The organism is Cytobacillus pseudoceanisediminis (assembly GCF_023516215.1).
In the GTDB taxonomy this organism is placed as follows: domain Bacteria; phylum Bacillota; class Bacilli; order Bacillales; family Cytobacillaceae; genus Cytobacillus; species Cytobacillus pseudoceanisediminis.
On the sequence record NZ_CP097349.1, the window covers coordinates 4,213,721 to 4,236,673 of the forward strand.

The 22,953-nt window shown below is 41.0% G+C and carries 11 protein-coding genes, 6 pseudogenes and 1 riboswitch; of the genes and pseudogenes, 13 read left to right on the forward strand and 4 right to left on the reverse strand.

Annotated elements, in window-relative coordinates; translation table 11 throughout:
* The first annotated feature begins 127 nt into the window (after positions 1-127).
* A riboswitch (purine riboswitch) is annotated at positions 128-229 on the forward strand.
* Positions 230-398: 169 nt separating this feature from the next.
* The 8 genes and pseudogenes from M5V91_RS22760 (at position 399) to M5V91_RS22795 (ending at position 9,593) form a co-directional block, all read left to right on the forward strand.
* Positions 399-1,549: pseudogene (locus M5V91_RS22760) on the forward strand (solute carrier family 23 protein).
* A gap of 22 nt (positions 1,550-1,571) precedes the next feature.
* Entirely contained in the window at positions 1,572-2,582 is a 1,011-nt protein-coding gene (locus M5V91_RS22765) for an aromatic ring-hydroxylating dioxygenase subunit alpha (protein ID WP_019380491.1), read from the forward strand.
* Positions 2,583-2,867: 285 nt separating this feature from the next.
* Positions 2,868-3,797, forward strand: a complete 930-nt coding sequence (locus M5V91_RS22770) for an L-lactate dehydrogenase (RefSeq protein WP_019380492.1) — start codon at positions 2,868-2,870, stop codon at positions 3,795-3,797.
* A 35-nt stretch (positions 3,798-3,832) separates the two neighbouring features.
* Positions 3,833-5,403, forward strand: a pseudogene (locus M5V91_RS22775) (L-lactate permease).
* A gap of 179 nt (positions 5,404-5,582) precedes the next feature.
* Complete coding sequence (locus M5V91_RS22780; protein WP_284521506.1) at positions 5,583-7,280, forward strand: ribonuclease YeeF family protein; 1,698 nt, start codon at positions 5,583-5,585, stop codon at positions 7,278-7,280.
* A 5-nt stretch (positions 7,281-7,285) separates the two neighbouring features.
* Positions 7,286-7,722 (forward strand): annotated as a pseudogene (locus M5V91_RS22785) (SMI1/KNR4 family protein).
* 495 nt (positions 7,723-8,217) lie between these two features.
* Positions 8,218-8,988 (forward strand): isocitrate lyase/PEP mutase family protein, encoded by a 771-nt coding sequence (locus tag M5V91_RS22790; RefSeq protein ID WP_217026042.1) that lies wholly within the window; start codon positions 8,218-8,220, stop codon positions 8,986-8,988.
* Positions 8,989-9,015: 27 nt separating this feature from the next.
* Positions 9,016-9,593 (forward strand): annotated as a pseudogene (locus M5V91_RS22795) (bifunctional transcriptional activator/DNA repair enzyme AdaA).
* A 397-nt stretch (positions 9,594-9,990) separates the two neighbouring features.
* Here the strand turns inward: M5V91_RS22795 and M5V91_RS22800 are convergent.
* On the reverse strand, positions 9,991-10,959 hold the full coding sequence (locus M5V91_RS22800; RefSeq protein ID WP_251174355.1) for a sugar phosphate isomerase/epimerase family protein: 969 nt from the start codon (positions 10,957-10,959) through the stop codon (positions 9,991-9,993).
* 203 nt (positions 10,960-11,162) lie between these two features.
* Here M5V91_RS22800 and M5V91_RS22805 point away from each other — a divergent pair, with 203 nt between their 5' ends.
* The 4 genes and pseudogenes from M5V91_RS22805 (at position 11,163) to M5V91_RS22820 (ending at position 16,858) form a co-directional block, all read left to right on the forward strand.
* Positions 11,163-12,152 carry a LacI family DNA-binding transcriptional regulator gene (locus M5V91_RS22805; protein ID WP_217026039.1) on the forward strand — a complete coding sequence of 330 codons (990 nt, stop codon included), beginning with the start codon at positions 11,163-11,165 and terminating at the stop codon, positions 12,150-12,152.
* A gap of 125 nt (positions 12,153-12,277) precedes the next feature.
* Positions 12,278-13,252, forward strand: coding sequence for a substrate-binding domain-containing protein (locus M5V91_RS22810; protein ID WP_284521507.1), 975 nt, complete (start codon positions 12,278-12,280; stop codon positions 13,250-13,252).
* A 78-nt stretch (positions 13,253-13,330) separates the two neighbouring features.
* Entirely contained in the window at positions 13,331-15,814 is a 2,484-nt protein-coding gene (locus M5V91_RS22815; RefSeq protein ID WP_284521508.1) for an ATP-binding cassette domain-containing protein, read from the forward strand.
* Positions 15,815-15,825: 11 nt separating this feature from the next.
* A pseudogene (locus M5V91_RS22820) lies at positions 15,826-16,858 on the forward strand (Gfo/Idh/MocA family protein).
* A gap of 52 nt (positions 16,859-16,910) precedes the next feature.
* On the opposite strand, the pseudogene M5V91_RS22825 reads toward M5V91_RS22820, so the two are convergent.
* A pseudogene (locus M5V91_RS22825) lies at positions 16,911-18,004 on the reverse strand (DUF418 domain-containing protein).
* Positions 18,005-18,605: 601 nt separating this feature from the next.
* Here M5V91_RS22825 and aspA point away from each other — a divergent pair.
* Positions 18,606-20,036, forward strand: a complete 1,431-nt coding sequence (gene aspA / locus M5V91_RS22830) for an aspartate ammonia-lyase (protein WP_251174351.1) — start codon at positions 18,606-18,608, stop codon at positions 20,034-20,036.
* A gap of 83 nt (positions 20,037-20,119) precedes the next feature.
* Here the strand turns inward: aspA and gnd are convergent, their stop codons facing one another.
* Both gnd and M5V91_RS22840 read right to left on the reverse strand, forming a co-directional pair.
* Positions 20,120-21,526, reverse strand: coding sequence for a decarboxylating NADP(+)-dependent phosphogluconate dehydrogenase (gene gnd / locus M5V91_RS22835; RefSeq protein ID WP_217026036.1), 1,407 nt, complete (start codon positions 21,524-21,526; stop codon positions 20,120-20,122).
* A 75-nt stretch (positions 21,527-21,601) separates the two neighbouring features.
* Positions 21,602-22,948: a GntP family permease gene (locus M5V91_RS22840; RefSeq protein WP_019380510.1), complete on the reverse strand. Its 1,347-nt coding sequence runs from the start codon at positions 22,946-22,948 to the stop codon at positions 21,602-21,604.
* Positions 22,949-22,953: the final 5 nt, after the last annotated feature.

The window sequence follows — 22,953 nt, forward strand, 5'->3', positions numbered from 1 at the left end:
TCCTAACGTTCGTGTTTTGTGCTACTATAGTCATTGTAAAGGAAAGAGTAAACTCAGTCTAGCAGAAAAGTATTGTAAAAAATCTTGTTGTCATTTACAGGAAAGTTATTGTAAGATAATTTCAATCAAAAAATTAAATAGTGTTTTTCATATAATCGTAGGGATATGGCCTACAAGTTTCTACCCGTTTACCGTAAATAAACCGACTATGAAAAGCAGGAACAGGATGGACAAAGACTCACTTGGAATTCGTCTGTTCTTTTCGTACTTCGATTTTTTAAGCTCGAGGTATATGCTTTTTTACATTTGGGAGAGAGCATATACGTTGGGCTTTTTCTATTGGTCTGTTTAAAGAAACAGTGATTATATGGATATCATAACACCAACAGGGGGTTCTAATGATGGATGCAAGGACTGAAAAACGAAAAACAAACAGCAGTAAAACGGGAAAAGAGGTTTCAGTTGGACAATCCATTTTTCTGGGGCTGCAGCAAGTATTGGCGATGGATCTTTTCATTCCGCCGATGATTCTAGCAGGATTATTGTCCTTTTCCGTTCCGGATAGTGCTCTGTTAATACAAATGACCTTTATTGCCTGCGGAATTGCCACAATCATTCAAGCAGGATTTGCTATGAAGCTTCCAGTCATGCAAGGGCCATCCTTTGTACCGCTTAGTGCACTGGCAGCCATCGGAACAACTTCTGGAATCGGTGCGATGATTGGCAGTTTGATCCCCGGAGCTTTGCTTGTTGCCTTATTGGGCTACCCGCTTAAAGTATTCAGCAAGGTCGTCAGGAAATTCATCCCTCCGATTGTAGCGGGGACAGTCATTGTCGTTGTTGGGCTTTCATTAATGCCGAGTGCGATCAATTCTATCTACTCGGCACCAGGAAACTTTGGAGAAAATATATTCGTTGCAGCTGTGACAGCGGCTGTGCTGATTTTCTGCATGTATATTGGCGAGAAGTCCCAATCGAAACAACTGGGACGTGGTTTACGGTTAGTAAGGTGACAGGGGAAAAACTGGATGATAAACGTTTAAATGGCGGGGCATTTGGAGAAGGGCTGGGCTGTTTTATTGGTTCCTTCTTTGGGGGAACACCGGTAACAGGCTACTCATCCAATGCCGGCATCATTGCCATCACAGGAGTGAAAAGCCGCAGGCCAATTATCGCAGGCGGTGTGATTATGATTATCCTGGGCATGATGCCAAAGCTGATGAATTTAATAGCATGCATTCCCGGGGTTGTCATCAACAGTGTGTTTGCCATTTTATGCGTAGTCATCATGATGAATGGATTCAAAGTGATTAAGGAAGTGGCCTTTACAGAACGGAATATGCTTGTGATCGGTGTGCCGATTATGCTTGCCCTGTTTGCCGTGCTAATGCCTGCTGATGTGTTAAAAGGGCTGCCTGACATTGCAACCTATTTTGTCTCATCAGGTACAGCCATCGGAGCGATTACAGCGCTGGTTCTAAATCTGGTTCTGCCGCAAAAGCTTGAAGATAGTGTAAAAACAAATGAAGTAACAGTACATGTCAATTAAAGTCGCGAAGGGAAGTGTCGCTATGCAGCAAGATCGATTATGGAATGAATGGCATCCAGTATGCAAAGCAGAGGAATTACTGGAGGATCCCAAACAGGTATTTGTCCTTGGGGAGCGTGTCGTCATTTTCCGCAATGAAAAAGGGGTTCACGCATTTAAGGATCTTTGTATCCACCGGGGGGCAGCCCTTTCCCTTGGAAAGGTGAAGAACGGAAATCTGGTCTGCGCTTATCATGCCTGGGAATACGATTGTACAGGTGCCTGTGAGAAGATTCCTGCCCTGCCGAGCGGCAGAGCCATTCCAAGTAAAGCAAGAGCAACCGTTTACCATTGTGAGGAGTATCTGGGGCTGATCTGGGTTAACTTAGGGGAAGATCCGGCGCCGCTTGTTTCCTTTCCTGAATATAGCATGGAGGGGTACCGGACTGCAATTTGCGGCCCCTATGAGGTAAAAGCAAATGCCCCAAGAATTATTGAAAATTTCCTGGATGTTTCGCATCTTATGTTTGTACATGAAGGCCTGCTTGGAGATGAGGATCATGCGGAGGTTGTCGATTATAAAGTTGAATTTGTTGATAATCGCTTAATTACTAGTAAAATCCCGGTCTATCAGCCGAACCCTGACGGACGCTCCAAAGGCGGGTATGCTGACTATGTGTATGAAATCCTTAATCCAACTACCGCCCGTTTTACAAAAACAACGGAAGGATCGGATGATGAGCTGACGATTCTGCTAGCTGTCAATCAAGAGGATCATGAGCAGGCCAAGGCATTTATGCTGTTGACCAGAAACTATGATCTGGACATGCCGGATGAGCCTTTTATTGAATTTCAGGATACGATTTTTTATCAGGATTTAGATATCGTCCAAAGTCAAAAACCAGAGCTTCTGCCGCTTGACTTACAGGCAGAGCTGCATCTTAAGTCAGACGCCCTTACTATTGCCTATCGCAAATGGCTAAATGAGCTGGGTGTGGAGAATGGCACAAATCCCATTCAGGATGAAGCACGGAAAAAAGTATTAGTGCAATAATGATCAGTGCCAGCTCCCCGCTATGCTGCAGCTTACAGGGGGCTGGCACTTCTTATCCACTCCTTAATTGTTTAAAAAAGTTTGAGGAAAGACTTGCGCAAAAACAAAAGCACTGATATATTTTAAATGTGAAGCATTTCACAAATAACTATATCGATATTTTTTTAGTTTAATATGTGAATTAATTCACATAGATTTAATCACCTAAATAAGATGAAATCAATAGAATATTTTTTTATGATCTCATGTGAAATATTTCACAATTAATTATTGGAGGAACTTATTATGAATTTAACATTAGGAAACAAAATTGTATTAGTAGGAAATGGCGCTGTTGGATCAAGTTATGCTTATGCCTTATTAAATCAGGGCTTATGTGATGAGTTAATCATTATTGATGTAAATGAGGAGAAAGCAAAAGGAGATGTCATGGATTTAAACCACGGCATTGCCTATGCTCCAACGGCTATGACGATTAGATATGGTTCTTATAAGGACTGTAAGGATGCCGCTCTTGTGGTGATCTGTGCAGGGGCAGCGCAAAAACCGGGAGAAACACGGCTGGATCTCGTGAATAAAAACGTTAAGATCTTCAAATCCATTGTAGAGAGCATTATGGATTCTGGATTTAATGGGATTTTCTTAGTTGCAGCAAATCCAGTCGATATCTTATCTTATGCAACCTGGAAATTCTCTGGCTTGCCTAAAGAAAGAGTCATCGGGTCTGGAACCATCCTGGACTCTGCCAGATTCCGCTATTTATTAGGGAAAGAATTTGATACGGCAGCCGTAAGTGTCCATGGGTATATTATCGGTGAACATGGCGACTCCCAATTCCCGGTATGGAGCTTTGCCAATATTGCCGGAACCCCGGTAGCTGAGAGATTAACAGAAGAAAGAAAAGAAGAAATTGCTGTCCAAGTCCGGGATGCTGCATATGAAATTATTAACGCAAAAGGTGCAACCTACTATGGAATTGCGATGGGGCTGGTCAGAATAACAAAAGCCATCTTACGAAATGAGAATGTGGTATTGCCGGTTGGAGCATTGTTAGAAGGAGAATATGGCCACAGTGATGTGTTTGTCGGGATTCCGTCACTTATCACAAGAAACGGTGTGAAAAATATTGTTGAGCTGTCATTGACAGAGGATGAAAAAAGGAAGTTTGCTAGATCTGTTCAAACCTTAAAAGACATCCAAAATTCAGCATTATGACGAGTTGACATCTTAGATCCAAAGGGGCAGATCATATGTTAGTGGAAACGTTCAATCCTTTTCATAACCTGGCTATTTCCTCCCTGGTGGCAGCTATACCGATTCTGTTATTTCTGATTTGCTTGACGGTATTGAAAATGAAGGGTATTCATGCAGCACTAGTAAACTTAGCTGTCACTTTTTTCATCGCTCTTATCATCTTTAAATTGCCATTCGGAGAAGCGGCAGGAAGTGTTATTCAAGGTGCTGCATCAGGAATTTGGCCAATTGGCTGGATTATTGTCATGGCTGTATGGCTATATAAAATTTCGGTGGCATCAGGCAAGTTTGATATTTTGCGCGGAAGCATCGCAGGAATTTCCCAGGACCAGCGCATTCAATTTCTTCTGATCGGATTTTGCTTTAATGCCTTTCTCGAAGGAGCTGCCGGCTTCGGCGTACCGATTGCCATTTGTGCCGTGCTGTTAGTGTCACTGGGCTTCAAGCCTTTACAGGCAGCCATGCTCTGTCTCATCGCAAACGGTGCTTCAGGCGCCTTTGGTGCGATTGGAATACCGGTCGGCATTGTCGATACGTTTGGGATTCCAGGGGTTACTTCCATGGATGTGTCGATCATGACAGCTCTGACACTGCCGATTATTAACTTTACCATTCCCTTTTTATTAATATGGCTCATTGACGGGTTTAAAGGAATTAAGGAAGTATTCCCGGCTATCCTGATCACAGCTGGGGTTTACACTTTGGCACAAGCAATCATCACGATATTTATAGGCCCGGAGCTTGCTGATATTATTCCTTCCTTATTAGCAATGGGTGTATTAGCGTTATTTCTGAAAAAGTGGAAACCAAAAAATATCTTTTTGCTCAATGGGAAAGAGTGTCGATTTGAACAGCATTCCTTAGGTAAAATTGTTAAAGCATGGTCACCATTTTATCTATTGACCCTATTTATTTTAATATGGAGTTTCCCGGCTTTTAAAGGTCTTTTTGCTGAAGGGGCCTGCTGAAGTTCACAGTCATTAACTTCGATATACCCGGATCTTCTCTTAGTGTCAGCATCAGTTTAATAGGTGCTACTGGAACAGCAATCTTACTGGCAGGCCTAACGACAATTGCAACGACTCAAGGCATCAGTATAGGTGAAGGATTCAAGCTTCTCAAAAAGACAGTTTCAGAGTTTTGGATTCCGATTATCATGATTTGTGCCATTATCGGGATTTCAAAGCTCATGACGTACGGAGGAATGACCGTCACTTTGGGTGAAGCCGTTGCAACCACTGGAACTATATTTCCACTGTTATCACCCGTTTTAGGCTGGATTGGGGTGTTCATGACAGGATCTGTCGTGAACAATAATACTCTATTTGCGCCCATCCAGGCGACTGCCGGTCATGTGATCGGAACCAACTCATCCTTATTACTCTCTGCCAATACGGCTGGAGGCGTGATGGCAAAGCTCATCTCTCCTCAGTCCATCGCCATTGCCACAGCAGCTGTTGGCGAGACAGGAAAAGAAGCCGATTTGACGAAAATGACATTGAAATATAGCTTTGGATTGCTGGTGTTTGTTTGTATTTGGACATTGATATTGTCATTATTTTTCTAGTTTCCTCATAAAAAAGAGACATGCTTAGCAAAAGCCTGTCTCTTTTCATTTCAGGTGCTTGGGGAATCCAAAAAACATGGATCAAACTCTAGGATACTTTTACACTATTTCATGCCAAAATTCCTATTCAACTAATTGCCCGAGTCCTTTAAGATAAAAATAGAAGAAAATGGAATTTATTGAAAGTTCTTGAAGTAGATTCCTTGCTTGCAGGAATCCACGAAACCAGCAATCAATTATCCATCCTTAAAGATCAGGTAAGTCAAGTTCAGGTATCCATCCAGGAACTGGTGTCTCTTGAAGATGCGTTCAAAGGACAGGGCGGCCAGGCAATACGGGCTTTTTATCAGGAATGCCACCAACCATTTTTGCAATTCCTTGAATCCTGGATTGACGAGTATCGATCCTATTTAAAAAGTTTCATAGGTTCATTGGGTAATCTTGAACCCTCCCCTTCAGGCTTTATCCGCCAGGAATTTCTGGAGCATGAACTCCAACAAGGGCTTAGAAACACTCTTCAGATCACTGCTGAGCTGACAGAGGAAGCGAATGAGATCATGAAGTCCGTAAGCGATATTGTTGCGCTTCCGCGGCTGGAGGTTGGCCGCTTTATCCAGGCAACAAAGAGCGCTGAGGACTCAAGCCGCGAAACAGTTCAAAAATTGGAGGATTTTGACCATCGGGAAACGGCTGCACTGGACCCTATCCTGCATGATCTAAACCTCATGAACCAGTACATTCAAAAAATAGCGGGCATGTTCCAAAGCAGCAGCTTATCTCTGGCCCAATATCAGCCTAAATCTCTAAACTGGAAGGATTTCCACGAGGAAATATCGAATCCCAATCCAGAAATCGGGCAAAGTGTTCTTCAGGATATAGCTGAAGGAGCCATTGAGGGGGCATCCAAAGCTGTAGGTGATACATGGGATGGGCTGAAGTCGACCTATGAACTAGGCAGAACCATTATGGGACCGTTCAGTCCGCTGTTTTTGGGCAGTGAATTGCTGTTTAACCGTGACCAGCTATTAGAAAACCAAAGGAAGCACCAGGAATTTTACTTAGGCATTTTAAATGACCCTATAGGAAAAGTGAGCCAGGCTCTGGATATGCCGAAATATATATGGTCCGCTGTCACCAGCGCCTGGGAGCGGGATGTCATAAGTGGAGATGTCAAAAGCCGGACAGCCTTCTTTACCTATGGTCTGACTTCCCTTGGAATTGGCATTCTGGGGGATAAGGGGATTGGGAAAGCTGGAACCGTTGCCAAGACGGTTCGCCAGGCTGGTAAAGGAGAGAAGGCACTTCCGATTTACACGCCGATTCAGAGACCTGCCTTGGCGGGAGGACTGGTTCAGCGCCCGGTGCCTTATAATGTTCTTCATGACCCTTTGACGCAGATAAAGACTGTGACGGAGAAAGTGTATGGGGGCAAGGGTACGAAGGATACCGTAAAAATTGATTATGATTTAGCTAAAAATTATATTAGAGATGTTGAGTCGAAAACAGGATTGAAACTTCATAAAAGACAAATTGAAAAATTAAAGGATGCTTTAAGGGATAATAAATATGAAAAGATGACCCCATTGGAAACTATAAAACACAGAAGTAAATTCAATGGTGTAAAAAATAAATTGATTGATGAATGGGAAGTGAACACGGGGCAAACATGGCCAAGGTATACTGAGGAAATTTATGATAAAAAAGGGAGGTTAGCAAGGGATATAGGTCAACCCTATGATGCTCACCATATAATAGAAAATAATTTTGGTGGTCCTCACGAATGGTGGAATATACATCCTGCTAAATTTCCTGATGAACATCAGGCAGGGATTCATGGTAAAGGGTCTCCATCAAATAAATTATTTCCAAGGAGGTAGTTTTAATGGCTAAATTTGATTTTGTGAAAAATGGTAAGCATAAATTTATTAAACTACAAGAAAGTGAACTGTTAAATGCAGAAGAGAGACTTGGTTTACGTTACCCAATGAACTTAGAAATTTTTACTTAGAAGTTGGCTATGGCTTTATAAAAGGAATCAATGGTAATGCGATAAATAGAATTATGGATCCAGACACTATAGCTGATATAACGCTTAGAGAAGATATTTACGAGTTTGATCCAGATTTAGAAAATATATATGAAGAGGAAGATAAATTAGTGTTTTTTGAAAAAAACGAGGGGGTATATTTAACGCTTGACTTAAACACTTCTAATTATACTCCTGTTTATTTCTTTGGGATAAAAATAGCTGATTCATTAGAGGAATTTATAAGAAAGATTGATGAGGACGATGAATACTTTATGGCTATGGTTGATTAATAGTGTAGAATTTAAGTAATATATACTACTGTAAATAGGAGGTTAAAGTTCACCTGGCGGGAATGGTTATACGTGAAAAAACGATATTAAATTCCTTGAACTGATATTTCCCTAAATACTTCATTTTAAGAATCGCCAAACATGGTTGGTTCTTCCCTTTTATATCCTTAAATATGTTTTCAAATCCATTATTTGAATTATTAATTGCAGTAAAGTAATGAAATATTAAAGAGTTTATTGCTTAGATTAATGACTGATTATATAGTTTTTTCTGTATTGTAAATTAAAATTATGACCATCTTGATTGGCCAAAGCCATTTAAGGTGGTCTTTTTTTGCTACTCGAAAAACCAGAAGGATCCCCGCGCCGAATGTGAAACACAATCAACATTCACTTTTTTGTCCTCTTGAAGCCAGACCATAAGAGCAAGAATGAGGACGAAATGAATATCGTTCCTTGTTAAAATGAGTCCAACAACTTTAGGAGGAGATAATAATGAAAAAAATACAGAAATTTAATGAGCTGCATTTTTCAAATGAACTTTTATTCCTGGGAAACGCCTGGGATTTGCTTTCCGCCTTAACACTTGAAAAAGCAGGATTTAAAGCAATTGGTACGACCAGCTGGGGGATTGCTGATTCACTGGGATATGCAGACGGAGAATTAATTGATTTTGATAGACACTTAGCGATTATCAAAACCATAGCGGAAAATGTGAAAATTCCTGTTTCTGCTGATATTGAAGCGGGCTACGGGGAAGATATCCCAACAATAATTGAGCATGTCATAATGACAGCAGATGCAGGGGTGGCCGGCATCAATATTGAGGATTCCTTCAAAAAGCAGAAAGGATTAAAGGAGATTTCCTGGCATTGCAGCCTTTTAGAAAGGATAAGAGCCGCGTTAGAAAACAATGGCTATAAGGATTTTTATATTAACGCCAGAACCGATACGTATTTACAGAAACAAAATCCGCTTCCAGAAACGATAGAACGGGCAAAAGCATATGTGGAGAGCGGTGCCAGCGGAGTTTTTGTACCGGGTTTAATAGAAGAAGAGGAGATTAAAGCCATCACGAAGAATGTCAGTGCCCCGCTCAATGTCTTATCTTTACCGGGACTGACCAATTGTAATAAGCTAGAAGAATTAGGTGTGAGGCGTTTTAGCTTTGGAAATGCCCTGTCTGATAAAGTGATTGCATATATAGAAAAGAATGCACGTGAACTGGCAGAGTCTAGGGATACTGCCATCTTGTATAATAACTAGCAGAAGCGCAGGAAGGAAGTGGAGTTAATGGCGGCGAATATCAATCTGTCATTTGAAGAGATGTGGGAGAAAATCATTGCTTGTGATCGCAAATATGATGGCTTATTTTATACAGCAGTCAAAACAACGAAGATATATTGCCGCCCTTCCTGCAGATCGAGAAAACCCAAAAAATAAATGTAGCATTTTACGCAGAAAAGAATGTAGCGGAAGAATCGGGTTACCGCCCCTGCAAAAGATGCCAGCCAGAAGTGGAGCAATCGCCGCATATTGCCCTAGTCAGAGATATTATTACATTCCTGGTCAATCACTACAAACAAAATCTGGCATTAAAAGACATAGCGGATCAAATCGGTTTAAGTCCCTTTTATCTTGAGCGCTTATTTAAACAGGAAACCTCTGAAACTCCGCGTGCTTATTTAGAAAAGATTCGTATCGATAAAGCCGCCCACCTCCTTAAAAGCACTTCGCTGACAAATCTGGAGATTTGCTATGAGGTGGGGTTTCAAAGTCCTTCCAATTTTTATAAAGTGTTTCGAAGCCAGAAAAACTGTTCCCCGAGTGAATATCGGAAGGAATTCCTGAATGAATCGGACCGTTTATGAAGCTTATATGGATATTTATCCTGTCATAAACAGTTGGTTAACTATTATAAATAAGGATCCTTATAAAAAGCAGCTGATTAACATATATTTTTATATTAATCAGCCCCTGAGATTTTCTGTAAATAAGCCGTAAGATTCCTATTTTTACTGAACATAACTGCAGATTTTACTCCTTCAATGGACATGGGTTTCGTATGATTACCAGTGAAGAGACACAGACTCGATTGGCAGAAATCAGGACATATTTTCCAAGTGGAGAAGACCGTAAAGTCCTTAAGAAGGACAGCATGAATCGAATTTCTCTGTCCTTTTTAGCGGGAAAATATATACAAAGCACTTGTGGAAGCCAATTACTATTTGCATCCAGCGTATACTTAATAAAAATGTTCTCTTATAACTACGCCCACCACATTTGACCAGCAGATTCCTTTACTATGATTGGCTTTAGGTTTTCCACTGCTTTTGTAAATCCTTCATCAATCGACATTAATCCGTCTTCATGTTCGATGCTTACTACATAATCATATCCATAAAGCCGGAGTGTACTAATTATATCTGCCCATTCTTTTTGATCGTGTCCAAATCCGACTGATCTAAAATACCATGAGCGGTCACGCATTTGGGAATAGTCTGTCATGTCTGTAAGACCATTTTTGTTCATGTTGGGCTGGTCAAAAGTGATATCTTTCGCATGAAAATGATGGATGGCATTTTCCCTTCCTAGGATCTTAATGGCTTCAATCGGGTCAATACCTTGCCACCATAGATGGCTAGGGTCAAGGTTAGCACCAAGGGCAGGCCCGCAAGCTTCTCTTAACCGGAGCATGGTAGCTGGTGTATGAACGGAGAATCCCCCATGCAGTTCTAAGCCAATTTTCACATTATGCGCCTGTGCAAAATCATTTTTTTCTTTCCAATAAGGAATTAATTTTTCTTCCCACTGCCATTTTAAAACCTCTTGGAAGTCATGGGGCCAAGGAGTTACGGGCCAATTTGGATAAAGGGCATTTTCATGATCGCCGGGGCAGCCGGAAAAAGTATTTACGACAGGAACTCCTAGTTTGGATGCCAGACGAATCGTTTTTGTAAGCAGTTCGTCAGCAGGGTCAGCGGTTTTCTTCTGTGGATGAAGTGGATTGGCATGGCAGCTGAAAGCGCTAATAATTAATCCATAATCGTCAATCCTTTGTTTGAAGTTTTGCAATCCACTGTCATCATTTAATAAATCATCCACTTTACAGTGAGCATCGCCAGGATATCCGCCTGTACCTATTTCAATGGCTTCAATGCCTTTGGAAGATACATAGCTTAACATGTCTTCAAGACTTTTATCGGAAAATAATACGGTAAAAACCCCTAATTTCATTTTAAAGGACACTCCTCACAATTTGTTTTCGGAATAGTTAAAAATGTAATCCATTACATTTTTAACATATAAAAGTTTTTCAAGTAAATCAACTGTTTTATTTTGACGAAAAATACTTATTGACAGATAATTCGGAACAAATTACTATAAAAATGTAATCGATTTCAAGGAACTATGTACTATGTAGAAGGTAGGACATTAATATGGCAAACATTCAACAGGTCGCTAAACAAGCGGGTGTTTCAGTTGCAACAGTATCAAGAGTGCTAAACGGACGAAAAACCGTATCCGGAAAAACAAGAATGAAAGTCGAAGAGGCAATTAAAAAGTTAAATTATGAACCTAGTATGTTAGGGAGAAATCTCAGAAATTCTGAAAGCCGGCTCCTGTTAATTTTAATTCCAACCATTTCGAACCCGTTTTATTTAGAAATTATTAAAGGAATTGAACAGGTTGCGATTAGCCAAAATTATAATATTCTCTTGTGCGAGACTGATTCGGATCCGGAGAGAGAGAATATTTACTTTGATTTAGTTCGTAAAAAGATGGCAGATGGAATTATTTCGATGGACCCTGCTGTCAATGGAAAAACACTGAAAAAACTTGCAGAAAATTACGCGATTATTCAATGCAGTGAGTATGAAGAAGGCAGTGGCATTCCCTATGTAACCATCGATAATGAAGAAGCTTCTTACCGGGCAGTCAAGCATCTGGTTCAAATAGGCCATAAAAAAATTGCTCTAATTAATTCGGATGAAAAATATCTATATGCCCGGCAGCGTAAAATGGGCTACAATCGGGCGTTAGAAGAGAATGGAATTGCGTTAAAACCTGAATACATCATCCCTACCCAGCATTTAGGATTTGAAAATGGGCAGCAGGCAATGAAAAAGATCTTAAACTTAGAAGAACGGCCAACTGCGGTATTTGCAGTATCTGACCTTTTAGCCATCGGGGCCCTAAAAGAAATAAATGCCTCTGGATTGCACGTTCCCAGCGATATGGCGGTAGTCGGTTTTGACAAAATAGATTTTTCAAATATGACAAATCCCACTCTCACCACCATCGCACAACCGATGCATAAGATGGGTACCGTAGCAGCGAAAATGCTGATTGATAAGATTAAAGGGATAGAAGTTGAAAGTATCATATTAGACCATGATTTAGTGATACGGGAGTCCACATCAAGATAATACAGCTAAGATCAGCGCTCTGCTATTAACAGAATCCACTAGTTTAATAGTAGACCGCTGACCTTAGATGTAAATGTAATCGATTACAATGCATTCAGGGAGCGCTTTTCTAATTTAACAAAGGGGTGGATGGTTTGAAGAGATTTCTAGTCTTGATTTTGTCTTTAGTCACAATGTTTAGTTTGGCTGCGTGCAGCAGTGAGGCAGGAAGTTCCAAAGGTGAAGAAGAGGATGATACATTAAAAATTGGTATTTCATTACCATCCTCTACACATGGCTGGATGGGAGCTTTAATTGACAGTGCTGAAAAGGAAGCAAAGGCATTGAAAGAAAGTGATGGCATTGAATACGTTATGACTAATGCTGCTGATCCCAATAAGCAGGCAAATGACGTGAATGATCTAATTGCTCAAGATGTGGATGTTATCGTAATGCTCCCAATTGAGTCTGCTGCACTTTCTCCAGTTGGACAAAAAATTAAAGAGGCAGGCATTCCTTTAGTGATTGTGGACCGTGAACTGGAAAACGATGCAGCTACTGTGGTTGTAAAAGGCGATAACGAAGGTATTGGTGTAAATGCCGGTAAATACTTTGTAGAAAAGCTGAATGGAAAAGGAAAAGTAGTTGAAATAACTGGACCGCCAAGTTCCGTGACAGAACAGCGCGGAGCAGGCTTTAAAGAAGCAATGGAAAGTTCCGACATTGAGGTTATCGCTTCACAAAGCGGGGATTTCTCAACTGAAAAATCATTGGAAGTTATGCAAAATATCTTACAGGCGCATCCTCAAATCGATGCTGTTTTTACACAGGACGATGGAATGGCTCTTGGTGTATTGCAAGCCATTAAAGAAGCCGGGCGTAAAGATATTCAATTTATTACTGGTGCTGGAGGCGGAAAGGCTGTATTTGAAGACATTCAAGCAGATGGGCTGATTTCAGCAACATTTTTGTACTCTCCAACAATGGTTGAAGATGCGATACAAATTGCAGCAGACATTGCAAAAGGGAAAGACCCGGCAGAAGCAATGGTCGTGAAAGAAGCTACTCAGGTTACCAAGGATAACGTTGATGAGTTCTACGATCCAGAATCAAAATTTTAAATAATGGTGTGGAGATACAATGATTGTGAATACAGTTATTGTGTTTCCTCTTTTCCTATAAAGGAGGGACGAAAGACCATGACTACAAGTCCTTTTTTGAAAATGAGCAGCATTGAAAAATCGTTTAACGGGGTACCTGTTCTGAAAGATGTAACGTTAAATGTACAGAAAGGCGAGATCCATGCATTGTTAGGAGAAAATGGTGCCGGAAAATCTACTTTGATGAACATATTAGGCGGCGTTCATCAGCCTGATAGCGGCACCATTCACATCAATGGCCAGGATGTGAAAATGTCTAATCCCAGAGTATCACAGGAGCAGGGAGTCAGCTTTATCCATCAGGAACTAAATGTAGTATCCGATCTTAGAGTCTATGAAAATATGTTTTTAGGTTCAGAACTGCGAAATAAATTTGGATTCTTAAAAGTACAGGAGATGTGCCGGTTTACGAATGAAATATTAGCAAAGCTAGGTGTGGATATCGATCCCAGGGAATATGTCAGAAATCTGGAAACCTCCTACAAACAATTAATAGAAATATCAAAGGCGCTGCTGCATAAATCAAAGTTAATCATTATGGACGAACCTACAACATCGTTAGCGGAACATGAAGTCAGCCGTTTGTTTGATTTAATGAGGAACTTGAAGAACTCAGGCGTGTCCATTATTTATATTTCTCATAAGTTAAAGGAAATCAAGGAAGTCTGTGACCGTTACACGGTGCTGCGTGATGGAGAACTTGTTGGTACCGGCAGTATTGAAAATGAAAATTTAGATACGATTACCAAGTTAATGGTTGGTAAATCTATTTCTCAAGATAGATTGGTTCAAAAGCATTCGTATGGACCAGTGATTTTAGAAGTGACTGACTTAACAAGTCCAGGATTATATAAAGACATTAGCTTCACCCTTCGAAAAGGTGAAATATTAGGCTTTACCGGCTTGGCTGGTGATGGCAGGACAGAGCTCTTTGAAAGCTTATTTGGATATCGGAAAAAGTACACGGGTGAAATTAAAATCAATAAACAGCCAGTAAAAATAGATAATCCGCGCAAAGCAGTAGAAGCAGGATTAGGGCTTGTTCCAAAGGATCGGAAAGAAAATGCAATCATTAAAGATTTAAGTGTCATTCATAATATGAGCTTAACGTCCATTGGACATTTTGAGAAGTCGGGTTTTATTCAGGAAAGGCAAGAAAAGGAGAAATTTCAATATTATAAGGACAAACTGAACATCAAAGTTCACAATCCGCGTATTACAATCGATAAGTTAAGCGGCGGCAACCAGCAAAAGGTCATCATTGCTAAATGGCTGGAGGTGGATACAGATATCATCATTTTTGACAATCCAACACAGGGGATTGATGTGGGAGCTAAGCAAGAAATTTATCAGCAAATCGTTTCATTGGCAGAACAAGGAAAAGCAGTGATTATCTTATCCTCAGAAGCACCGGAAGTACAAAAGATTTGTCATCATATTTATGTAATGTACCAAGGAGAAATCACAGCCCGATTTAAGGGAGAAGAAGCATCAGAAGATGACATTATGAGTTATGCAACTGGCTCAAAAAGGAGGCCGAAAAAATTGGCTAATATTAATACAATGAAACAACCCAATCAGCAAACGTCAACAGCAAAAAGTCGCCTCTCTTGGCTATGGTCTGAGTATAGCGTCATTATTGCCTTCTTAATTATTTTTCTTGCAGCCTCGATAATGAGTCCCAGATTTCTAGATATCAATAATCAGCTGAATATATTGATGCAAGTTTCGATTATTGGAATTGTGGCTTTAGGTATGACGATTGTTATGCTATCGGGCGGAATTGACTTATCGGTTGGATCAGTGCTCGTTTTAGTTGGTGTCATTACCGTATTGGCCTTAAATGCAACTGGAAGTATTTTGATTGCGGTATTAACAGCATTCATAGCAGGTACATTCGCGGGGTTTTTAAATGGATTAATGGTTGCGAAAGGCAGAATTGCCTCGTTTATTGCAACCCTTGGGATGATGGCTGCCGCAAGATCCATTGCTTTATATATTGCTGAAGGCGGCAGTATTTCCGGAGAGGTCCCTAGTTTTACTGCCATTTCCAATAGCGACTTATGGATATTTGATTATCCTGTTATTATTTTCTTTGTTATGACAGCACTTGTATATATATTAATGCATAAAACCAGATTTGGCCGTTATGTATATGCCCTTGGCAGTAATGAAAAAGCTGCCCTTCTATCAGCAATCCGAGTCGACCGGGTAAAAATTGGTGTCTATAGCCTGGTAGGTTTACTTGTAAGTGTAGCAGCCATCATAGAAACGTCCCGGTTGAATTCGATTTCTTCTTCAAGCTCAGGAGTTCAATATGAATTGGATGCGATTGCTGCAGTTATCATTGGCGGCACTAGAATGACGGGTGGACGCGGCAAGATTATGGGTACATTTTTTGGTGTCCTAATCTTAGGTATTCTGAATAACATGATGAACTTAATGAATGTTTCCCCACACCTCCAAGGATTTGTTAAGGGGTTAATCATCATCATTGCAGTTGTATTCCAAAAGAGAGAGTAGGAGGGAAACCTTTGGGTATTAAAGTAGGAATTATTGGGTGTGGGTCGATCACTAAATTACGCCATGCACCCGAATACAGGGATAATCCATACGTGGATGAAATCGTTTTTTTTGACCGGAATTTACAGAGGGCGACCGAACTCGCGAACCAGTTTGGCGGCAGTGTAGCTCAAACAGCAGAAGAGTTATTGGCTGATCCAGCAGTTGAGGCCATTAGTGATTGTTCTTCAAACGAGTTTCATCATATCTTTTCTGCAAATGCATTACTAAGCGGAAAGCATGTTTTATGTGAAAAACCGATTTCTTTATCAGTTGAGCAAGCAAACAAGATTATCGAAGCTCAAAAGGAATCCGGGAAAAAGTTAATGGTTGATCATAACCAGCGTTTTACTCGGGCACATCAGAAGGCAAAAGAAATCATTAAAAATGAAGAACTTGGAAAAGTACTTACTTTTAGAACAACCTTTGGACACTCTGGACCGGAACAATGGGGTGTCAATAAATCAAACTCTACATGGTTCTTTAAAAAGGAACGGTCAGGTCTGGGTGTGGCAGGAGATTTAGGGATTCATAAGATCGATTTAATCCATTATTTATTAGATGATGAGATCGAACAAGTCAGCGCATTTCAAGGTGCGCTCGACAAAGTCAATGAAAAGGAGAACCCATTGAAGTATGTGATAACATCGTATGCAGTTTAAAAACAAAAAAGGCCGTCTTGGGACAGCTGCCTTTTCTTGGACTTATTACGGAGAAGAAGACAACAGTACCGTCATTTATTGCGAACAAGGTATTTTGAAGATTTATCATAGTGATAAATACCAAATAGAAATCATGAATAAAAATGGTGAAAATATTTTTTTTGAACTAGAGAAAATCCAGACAAACGAGAATCAAACAAATAGCGGTGTGATTGATGCCTTCATTGATTGTATTCGTCTCGACCAAGACCCGCTTGTGACAGGAAGCGATGCGCTTTCCTCGCTAAAAGTTATATTAGGCATTATGGAAGCAGCAGAAAAAGGCTGTGTTACAACAATTTAAACATATTTCAAAAACAACAACCGAGTTCCCTAAAATACTCGGTTGTCTTCGTTTACTTATTTCTATAGGCTAATCTCCTCAATAAAACTTCCAATGGTCCATTCAAATCCTTTTTTCCAATTCCCAAGCCAATAGAAGAGAAAGACACCATATTCCCACAGCAATAACCGCTGCAGTACCATTGCTTACACGGCCACCTAAATCAAGAGCAACCGGCGATAAAAAGAGGACAAGCATCGTCTCGTTCCACACATAGAAGGTTAATGAGCGCTTCCCTAAAGCCATTAAAGAAAGGGTAAGACTCCCAGGCTTTTTTACCTTGGTCCCAATGATCCCGAAAATCGCGGCATATGCCAAGCCTCCTGCAATTCCTGTTAAAATGTGTAAGCCGTTCATCAAACCAGCTGTAAATGGGCTTGGATGCCATAAGGTCCCCAGCAGCGATAAAGGCAGTGCCCCTAATAAAGAAACGGTTAATCCTAAAACGGTAATCAAATAAATGATTTTTAAATGCTGCTCTGGCTTGATTAATAACTGATACCTGGCGATCCACATGCCGAGCAGGACGGAAGGGAGAACCGGGAACATTAAATGAATGAGAATAGGAATAGAAGGAAAAGTATATAGGCCTATCAAAGCTGTGCCAAGGTAGGTGTCTGCGGCTGAAACCTCTGGAGGGAAACCATAGCCTCCGATTTCCAGCATGTTGAAGCCCCACATGATTGGGCCAAAAATTATATAGAATAAGGTGATAAAAATAAAGGTTCGAATCAGTGTCTTGATTTCACGTGCTAAAAGCCAGCTGACGAGCAGCCCTGCTGTCCCGTAGGCCATAAGAATATCCTGGCCTCCAATGATGACAGCCAAAACAATCCCAAATAGAATCAAATACCAGGAACGCCTTCTTATCGTCTTAATGGCTTCTTTTTCTCTTATTCCTTTAGATATTCGACTGTCAAATGCAAGAACAAGCCCATATCCGAATAAAACGGCAAACATCGCCCTTGCTCTATTATCAATAAAAAATTGGCCCAAAAAATTAACGATTTGGTCAAGGAAGGTAACAGCCTCTACTCTTTGCATAATCCCGGGTTCAGAGGTATACAAGTAGAGGGGGGCATGGGCAAGTGCAATTAGCAGAAGCATCGTACCTCGTGCTAAATCCAGTGAAACAGCACGTTTTTTGGACCAGCTGTTCTCATGCTCGATTGATTGGACATGCTGATTTTCTCCTTTGTCTTATATATATACTCCTTGCTTGATTCTTTATTTTGCAGGTCGATTAAACAATAAGCTTCCCAATCATTTTAATAAGCCCTATAGGGATAGGTGAGTTTACTTTAAGCATTCTTTCTTCTATGGCTAAAATCAGTGAAGCAAGCTATTCCGGTTTAAAGGGCTGAGTAAATTCAGCCATTTGCTGGCCTTCCATTTAATCCATAATAAGAGCTTCCTCTGTCCCTTTGTCTGCCATCCGGTAATAAGGAACCTGTTCATTTCGAGCATTAAAGGCAATTTCAATTAAGGCAATTAAATAGTAGGTCGTATTTAAATTTATGTCAATTGCATAAGATAGTTGGCAAAGTGCAGTTAAATAATAAGGGAGAAGCTGGCACTCCATATAGCCAATATATTATTGTCCCATAACCATTGCTTATTCCCCTTTTCCGGATTATAGTGTATACGAAGGATAAGTCATTACAAAACCTATATATATCTGAAAGGTTTATATAAAGGAGAAGAGTATATGTTAGCAGCAACGAACAGCTTCAGAATTGAAAAAGACTTCCTGGGTTCTAAGGAAGTTCCGGTTGATGCCTATTACGGTGTTCAGACGCTTCGCGCGGTTGAGAACTTTCCGATTACAGGCTACCGGATCCACCCGGAGTTAATCAAGGCAATGGCAATGGTGAAAAAGGCTGCGGCCTTGGCGAATATGGAGGTTAAGCGCCTTTATTCAGGCATTGGAGACCCGATCGTACAGGCAGCTGATGAAATGATTGAAGGACTATGGCATGATCAGGTTATTGTTGACCCGATCCAGGGTGGTGCCGGGACGTCCATTAATATGAATATTAATGAAATCCTTGCAAACCGTGCGATTGAAATTATGGGCTATGAAAAGGGAGATTATTCTCATTGCAGCCCAAATACCCATGTCAATATGTCCCAATCGACGAATGATGCCTTCCCGACTGCAATGCATATCTCTGTATTAAATCTGCTGGATCAGTTAATCCCGACCATGGAACATATGCATTCCGTTTTCCTTGAAAAATCAAAGGAATTCAACCATGTAATTAAAATGGGACGGACTCATCTGCAGGATGCGGTTCCAATCAGGCTTGGCCAGGAATTTGAAGCTTACAGCCGTGTCATTGCGCGTGACATTAAGCGCATTCAGCAATCCAAACAGCACTTATATGAGTTGAACATGGGAGCAACAGCTGTTGGAACAGGGCTAAATGCCATCCCTAAATACATTGATTTGGTAGTGAAGCACATTGCCGACATCAGCGGTCTGCCATTTACAGGGGCTGATCATCTTGTAGATGCCACGCAGAATACGGATTCTTACACGGAAGTTTCCGGTGCCTTGAAAATCTGCATGATCAATATGTCCAAAATCGCGAATGATTTGCGTCTAATGGCGTCTGGCCCAAGAGCCGGCCTTGGGGAAATATCGCTTCCAGCAAGACAGCCGGGTTCTTCCATTATGCCGGGTAAAGTAAACCCTGTTCTTCCTGAGCTGATTAACCAGGTGGCATTCCAGGTCATCGGAAACGACCATACCATCTCTCTTGCTTCAGAAGCAGGACAGCTCGAACTGAATGTCATGGAGCCAGTCCTGATCTTTAACCTTCTGCAATCGATCAGCATTATGAACAATGCATTCAATACGTTTACAGAGCATTGTGTAAAAGGAATCGAAGCCAATGAAGAGAGATTAAGGGAATACGTTGAGAAAAGTGTGGGCATCATCACAGCGGTAAACCCTCACCTCGGCTATGAAGTCGTATCAAGAATCGCGAGGGAAGCCATTTTAACAGGCTCTCCAATCAGGGAACTATGCCTGAAATATGATGTGCTGACAGAAGAAGAACTGGATTTAATTCTCGATCCATATGAGATGACAGATCCTGGCATCGCAGGTGCTGCGCTGCTGGAAAGAGACTAAACTAAAAACGCTTGCCCCCTATGCTAAGCAGCTGGCGGGGGCAAGCGTTTTTTCTTCTCTATTAATTTAGCTCAGGCGCCGCTTTATTCATTCCAATTTGTGTGGAAGGTTCCTTCTAAATCAGTCCGTTCATACGTATGGGCACCGAAGTAATCACGCTGTGCCTGCAGCATGCTCGCATTGGAGTTTCCTGTCCGATAGCTATCGTAATAGGAAAGAGATGAGCTCAAGCACGGTAAAGCGATGCCGGATTGAATGCCTTCGCAGACAATTTTACGCAGTCCGTTCTGATAGTCCCTGATTCTTTCTGCAAAGTAAGGGGAGACTAACAAATTGGCCAGGTTCGGCTGCTCTTGGTAGGCCTCGCTTATGACATTTAAGAATTCCGCACGAATGATGCAGCCGTCGCGGAAAATCAGGGCAATATCCTTCAGAGGCAGATTCCAGCCATACAGTTCGGATGACATTTTATATTGCGTAAATCCTTGCGCATAGGCGCATACTTTTCCCATATATAAAGCTTGTCTGATGTATTCAATCCACTCTTCTTTTTCGAGGGCTGTCTGATTCTTCTCTGGACCTGTTAAGAGTGTTTCTGCTGTCACACGCTCTTCTTTTAAAGCAGAGATATAACGGGCAAATAAGGATTCTGTGATGATCGAGGTTGGAATTCCATTATCGATGGCTTGCAGGCTGGTCCATTTTCCGGTTCCTTTTTGCCCTGCTTTATCGAGAATGACATCGATTTGCGGCAGCCCTGTACGCTCATCCTTTTTCCTTAGAATATCTGCCGTGATTTCGATTAAATAGCTCTTCAGCTCGCCTTGATTCCATGTTTCAAAAATATCAGCGATTTCCTCAACTGATAATCCTAATTTATGTCTTAAAAAGGTATAGGCTTCGGCAATTAGCTGCATATCCGCATACTCAATTCCATTATGTACCATTTTAACGAAATGGCCTGCCCCTTTTGGTCCAATATAGACACAGCAAGGAACACCATCAACCTGTGCAGCTATCTTCGTAAGAATAGGAGCGGCTTTATCATAGACCTCTTTGTCTCCGCCAGGCATGATGGAAGGTCCTGTTAAGGCACCGACTTCACCGCCTGAGATTCCAATTCCTAAATAACCAATTCCTTTTGATTTCAGTTCATCATATCTTCTTCCTGTATCTTCATAATGTGAGTTTCCGCCATCCATGATGACATCACCTTCTTCAAGGAAGGGGATCAAGCTGGAGATAACAGAATCAATAGCTTTCCCTGCGGTAACCATTAAAAAGATTTTTCTTGGTGTTTCCAGGGAATTTACAAAATCCCCGATTTCGTAATAAGGGTTAATGGTTTGCCCATCCAGTTTTTGTACAAGTTTATCGGTTAAGTCCCTTGTGTAATTATATACTGCCACTTGCTCTCCGTTATTGGCCATGTTTAAAGCGATATTGCTGCCCATTACTCCTAAACCAATAACACCAATTGTATTTAACATAGTTCTTGCTCCCTTTTTCAGATTAATAGGCAATGGAACCCTCTCAGGAAGTAGGGTTCCATTGCCTTATATAGTTTATACAAATAAGCTTAGCAATAAAATAAATCCTAATCCAGCTACAGATATAATGGTTTCAAGCAAGGTCCATGTTGCAAACGTTTCCTTCATGCTTAATCCAAAGTATTCTTTGAACATCCAGAAGCCGGCATCGTTAACATGTGAAGCAACTAAGCTTCCTGCACCTGTTGCAAGTACCACTAATGCAAGATTAACATCTGATTGGCCCAGCATCGGAATGACTAAGCCAGCTGTTGTTAAGGCAGCCACTGTGGCAGACCCTAAGGAAATCCGCAGGATGGCAGCGATAATCCATGCAAGCAAAATCGGTGATAAGTTCGTTCCTTTGAATAGCTCAGCTACATAGTCACCAACACCGCCATCGATTAATACTTGTTTGAAGGCACCGCCTCCGCCAATAATCAAGAGCATCATTCCGATATGGGTGATAGCTGTTGTACAGGATTCCATCACATTTTTGATTGGAATCTTCCTTGCCAGTCCCATTGTATAGATGGCAACCAATAAGGAGATCAGCATCGAAGTGCCGGCGTCACCAATAAAACGGATTGCGGCCAGAATACTATTATCTTCAAATCCCAATGTTTTTTGAAGCAATGTAATAATCGTTGCGATCGACATTAAAATAACAGGAAGTAAAGCCGTAAATACACTGATTCCAAAACCAGGAGTGTCTTCAAGCTTAAATGTTTTCTGCTCGCCTAAAGAGGCGATGCTCCCGCTTTTTGTAAATGATTCAGGGACTAGCCTTTTTGCAATTTTTGTAAATACCGGTCCAGCTAAAATCACGGTAGGAAGAGCGATGATAAATCCATAAAGCAGTACTTCACCAATGTTTGCGCCAAATTCACCCGCAATGACAGTTGGCCCCGGGTGAGGAGGCAGGAATCCGTGTGTGACAGATAGAGCTGCTGTCATTGGAATACCAAGATACAAAATGGATATCTTCAATTCTCTTGAAATGGCAAATACGATTGGAATTAATAATACAAGTCCTACTTCAAAGAATAATGCTACACCAATAATAAATGATGCTGCCACTACGGCCCATTGAATATTCTTTTCACCGAATTTGTTCACAAGGGTCATAGCTATTCGCTGTGCGCCTCCAGAGTCGGCGATCAGTTTGCCTAACATGGCGCCAAGTCCAAATATAAGCGCCAAGTGACCCAGCGTTCCCCCTAATCCTGCTTCAATGGTCTTTACAATTTGATCCAGCGGCATTCCGAGTGCTAAAGCAACACCAAATGAAACAATGATTAATGAAATAAATGTATTTAATTTTAAGCCCATTATTAGTATTAATAAGGCAATGATTCCAATTCCAACTATTACTAATGGCATTGTAA